This is a genomic window from Cellvibrio sp. (assembly GCF_053579595.1).
Genome location: NZ_JBRFPI010000334.1, coordinates 1 through 5177 on the forward strand (window position 1 = coordinate 1; position 5177 = coordinate 5177).

Genomic DNA, 5177 nt, shown 5'->3' on the forward strand with positions numbered 1-5177 from the left:
TGCAGGTGAAGTGTTGCGGCAGTGATTGCAAATGCCGCAGGCCTGCGCGCTGGCTTCGCCAAAATATTGCATCAACTCCTGGCTTAAACAAGCGGGATTATTGGCAAACTCGAGTACGCTGTGGATGCGTTTGATATCGCGCGCTTCGCGCTCCGCAAATAATGTATTTAAATGTTCACAGAGTGCGTTGAGTTTTTCTGGTGAATTGATCGACTGATTATTTTTGTAGCCTTGACGCAAATTGGCGACCGTTAATTCGATCCAACCTTTTTCGGCAATATAGTCCAGCGCTTTGGTAATGCGCTCTTTGGGTTCATTTAATTGCAGGGGAATGGTGAGCATATCGAGTGATAGCCATTTTCTGCCCATGCGCCCGGCGGAGAATAGTTGCTGCAAAAATGCGGCGCGCTCAGCGTCAAACTGGGACAGGATAAATTGTTTATCCTGAATGAAACTGACTTTGTATTCGGTGTAAAACGGGCTCTGGGCGCTGATGACATTTTGCAACTCAAGATAGGTGAGCGCGGTATTTAATACCAGCGGGCGCAGGTCAAACTGGTTAGACAACTCATAGGTAGAAATATCAAACACATCATCAAACGCGAGCAGGTGTTCGACTAGCGCGCGCAGGCTTTCGGCGGTGGGCGTATCGCCGTAGGTAAAATTTTCCAGCACGCGGATATCATCGCCCACTGCCAGCATTTCGCACAGTGATGGATTGCCATCGCGCCCGGCGCGGCCAATTTCCTGTACGTAGTTTTCAATCGATTTGGGTAAATTAAAATGGTAGACGGCGCGGATATTACTTTTATCGATACCCATTCCAAACGCGATAGTCGCAACTACAATCGGTACTTCTCCGCTCATAAACTGGTTTTGTACTTGTTCGCGTTCGTCGTCTTTTAAACCGGCGTGATAGTGCGCCGCACTTAAACCTGCCGCGTTAATTGCCGCCGCAACTTCTTCGGCTGTTTTTTGCAGGGTGACGTAGACAATAGTCGCGGCATCGCGCGGATGTTTATGCAAACGCGCCAATAATAATTCGATGCGCGTGTCCGCCGTGCAAGGTGTTACACGCAATTGCAAATTGGGGCGCGCAAAACTCGTCTGTATGTGATGCGCAGGTTGGATCGCAAATTGTTTGCAAATATCGGCGGCAACGCTGGGAGTTGCAGTCGCAGTTAATGCAAGTACACGCGCAACGCGCAATTTTTTCGCGAGGTCGGCGAGCAGTAAATAATCGGGGCGGAAATTGTGGCCCCACTCGGAAATACAATGGGCTTCATCTATGGCCAGTAAGCTGATATTGAGCTGGCTGAGCCGCTGAACAAAACGTTCGTTTTTCAAGCGCTCGGGCGAGACATACAATAATTTCAAACTGCCATCGTGCAGCGCTGCATAAATTGCTTGCGTCTCATCTTTACCGAGCGATGAATCCAAACGCGCGGCGTTAATGCCCAACGCTTGCAACGCATCAACCTGATCTTTCATCAAGGCAATCAATGGCGATACCACCAGCGTCAAGCCCTCGAGCAGCAGCGCGGGCAATTGATAGCAGAGACTTTTGCCGCCGCCAGTGGGGAACACCGCGAGCGCAGAATGACCTTGCAGCAGCGCATGAATGACCGCCTCCTGACCGGGGCGGAAGGCAGGTAATTTAAAGGTGTTTTGTAACAGCGTTGTCGGTGAAGTCATTTTGGTTCCTGTTGTCATAAGCATTCTTCCATGAGCGATGATGTAATTGATGATGCGGTTAAACGGGCAACTAAGTCGCGCATCATAAACGCTCTGTTTCACTTTGTGGTTCATCCAGCGCGAATTTCATGCGCATTTTTTCTGTGCGCCAGTTCCGCAAAAATACTTCCCACTTTTGTGCGTTGCACCTGCAACAGGTTTGCGCAAACCCGATTAATCATTGCGCACGCGAACCTATGGCACCCAATGCTCCCGCAATAATGCAGAAAAAATGTTTTCCCCTTCGCGCGCGCGTTTTTTCAACTGCGCTTAAGCAATTGATTGGCAATGATTTTTAACAGGTAGTGTTGTTGTGAATTAGCCGAACACACAGATTTTCGTTCGATGTTGCCGACCGGACGACAGTTTTACCCAGCGCCCTAGAATGCCAGCACCACATCGCTTATGCACTGCATTGCCGTCGGCGATGTGCCGTTCCATTGTGCAGTTAAACCGTTCCATTAAATAAAAATAACTCTGGAGTATCCACCATGTTAAAGCGGCAGTTAGTGCGGCTGGGGGCAATTTTAGTGCCTTTGGCTGCGAGTGTATTTTCCCCAACAGCGTCGGCACAGACTCTGTTATCCCAAGGCAAACCAGTCACAGCATCAACGCAGGAAGGTGCTGCGCTGGCGGCATCTATGGCGGTTGATGGCAACACCGGCACCCGCTGGGGCAGTGTGTTTGCCGATCCACAATGGATTACCGTTGATTTGGGCGCAGTGGCGACCATCAACCGCGTGCTCTTAAATTGGGAGGCAGCTTACGGCAAGGCCTACCAGATTCAGATATCGAACAACGGCACCAGCTGGACAAATATCTACTCCACTACCAACAGCGACGGCGGTATCGATGACATCGCGCTGAGTGGCAGCGGCCGCTATGTACGCATGTACGGCAGCGCGCGTGCAAATGGCTACGGTTATTCGCTGTGGGAGATGCAGGTGTACGGCCAATTTGGCCAAACGGCGAGCATGCTCTCGCGCAATGCACCGGTAACGGCATCGTCGCAAGAGGGCGGCTTTACTGCGGCAAGCGCAGTGGATGGCAATACTGGCACCCGCTGGGGCAGCAATTTTAACGACGCCGAATGGATCAGCCTCGATTTGGGTAGCAGCGCGACTATCAGCAAAGTCGCGCTCAATTGGGAGGCGGCCTATGGCAAGTCGTACCAGATCCAGGTGTCAGACAACGCTACTACCTGGTCAACGATTTACTCCACCCCTAGCGGCGACGGTGGAATCGATGAAATCAACCTCAGCGCTACCGGCCGCTATGTGCGTATGAATGGTGTGGCGCGCGGCACGGGTTACGGCTATTCACTGTGGGAGTTTGATGTATACGGCAGCCGTAGCGGTGGCACAGGTTCATCCTCGGCGCCGTCGTCAGTCGGGCCTTCAAGCTCAGTCGCACCGTCAAGCAAATCCTCATCGATTGCGACAACATCGTCCTCAGCGCCAGCGACGTCATCATCGGTACCGGCAACGTCATCTTCCGTGACACCCTCTTCACGCTCCTCGTCACTTTCGTCCTCATCAGTATCATCGACGGATCAATGTGGGAGTGTGCTCAATGCACCCACCGGTTTGAATGCGAGCGGCGTGACTACCACGGCCTTGACCCTGTCCTGGACGGCGCCTTTCACCTCGGTTCCACCCTGCAATGCGACCGGCTACCGCGTCTACCAAAACGGCGTACTGGTGGCATCACCCACGGCAACTAATGCGGTAATTACCGGCCTCACGCCCAACACGGTTTACTCGTTTACCGTTGTGGCGATCAACCGCGTCGGCGCTTCTGCGGCGAGTGCGGCCTTTCCGGTATCCACCGAGAGCGAAAGCAACGCTATCAACTTCGGCAGCAACGTGACGATTTTCGACCCGGCCATGCCACAGGCGCAGATGCAAGCCAAAATCAACGAGATCTACGAGCGTCAGCGCGATAACCAATTCGGCACCCCGCGCGATGTGATTATGTTCAAACCGGGCACTTACAACCTGGAGATTCCGGTCGGCTTCTTTACCCATGTGATCGGCTTGGGGGCGATGCCGGATGATGTGCATATCGTCGGGCAAGTGGTCTCCTATCCCGTCCTACCTAATAACAACTCCACGCAAAACTTCTGGCGCGGCATCGAGAACTTCTCGGTCACCCCACCCGGCGGAGGCATGCTCTGGTCGGTCTCGCAAGCGGCTCCTATGCGCCGTATGCATGTGCGCAACAACAACCTGATCCTGCACTACTACGGCGGTTGGGCGAGTGGCGGCTGGCTGGCGGATTCCAAAGTGGATTACGACGTAGGCACCGGCTCGCAACAGCAGTGGGTATCGCGCAACAGCCAGTGGGGCAGTTGTACCGGCAGCTTGTGGAATATGGTGTTTTTGGGGATCGCCAACAACCTGCCGGGCGGTACCTGGCCAGCCTCGGCCAACACCTTTATCGATAGCACTCCCGTCATACGCGAGAAGCCATTCCTCTACCTGAACGGCAGCAACTATGAGGTGTTTGTGCCAGCGCTGCGCACCAACAGCAAAGGCTTGTCCTGGGCGAATGGCCAATCGGCCGGCACCTCGCTGCCGATCAGCCAGTTCTACGTGGCGCGCGCGGGTGTCGATAACGCCACCACCATCAACGCCGCACTCAACCAAGGCAAAAACCTGCTGCTCACTCCCGGCATTTATCCACTGGCGGAATCGATCAAAATCAACCGCGCCAATACTGTTGTGCTGGGTATGGGCTATGCGACCCTGACCCCGACCAATGGTAACAGCGTAGTGGAAGTGGCCGATGTCGATGGCGTAACCCTCTCCCACTTGATGGTTGATGCCCATGCGCTCAATTCACCGGTGCTGATCCGCGTCGGTGAAAATGGCAGCAATGCCAGCCACGCCTCGAACCCGACGGTATTGCACGATATTTTTGTGCGCGTGGGTGGCAATGGCGTTGGCCGTGCGAACGTGAGCCTGTTGGTAAACAGTAACGATGTGATTATCGACCACACCTGGCTGTGGCGCGCCGACCATGGTGACGGTGTCGCCTGGGACTTGAATACCGCCGCCAACGGCCTGGTTGTGAACGGCAATAACGTGTCTGCCTACGGTTTATTCGTCGAGCATTACCAGGAGTATCAAGTGCTCTGGAACGGCAACAACGGCAAGACCTATTTCTACCAATCCGAAATTCCTTACGATCCACCCGCACAAGATCAATGGCGCAGCGGTACAGGTGTGAATGGTTGGGCGTCATACAAAGTCGCCGATTCAGTGACGCAACATGACGCACGCGGGATGGGAATCTATGCGGTGTTCTTGCGCCCGAACGTGTTCCTCTCGCGTGCGATAGAAACACCTACATCACCCAATGTGAAATTCGAACACATGGTGACGGTGAACCTGACCAACGATGGCGGCATCCAACGGGTGATCAACAATAGCGGCGACCCG

The 5177-nt window shown here is 53.9% G+C and carries 2 protein-coding genes; one reads left to right on the forward strand and one right to left on the reverse strand.

The window, feature by feature from the left end; translation table 11 throughout:
- A partial coding sequence (locus ACWA6V_RS17025; RefSeq protein WP_449523613.1) for a RecQ family ATP-dependent DNA helicase occupies positions 1-1695 on the reverse strand: 1695 nt, incomplete at its 3' end.
- A 530-nt stretch (positions 1696-2225) separates the two neighbouring features.
- On the opposite strand from ACWA6V_RS17025, the gene ACWA6V_RS17030 reads away from it, so the two are divergent.
- The coding region (locus ACWA6V_RS17030; protein ID WP_449523614.1) for a galactose-binding domain-containing protein at positions 2226-5177 on the forward strand (2952 nt) is incomplete at its 3' end.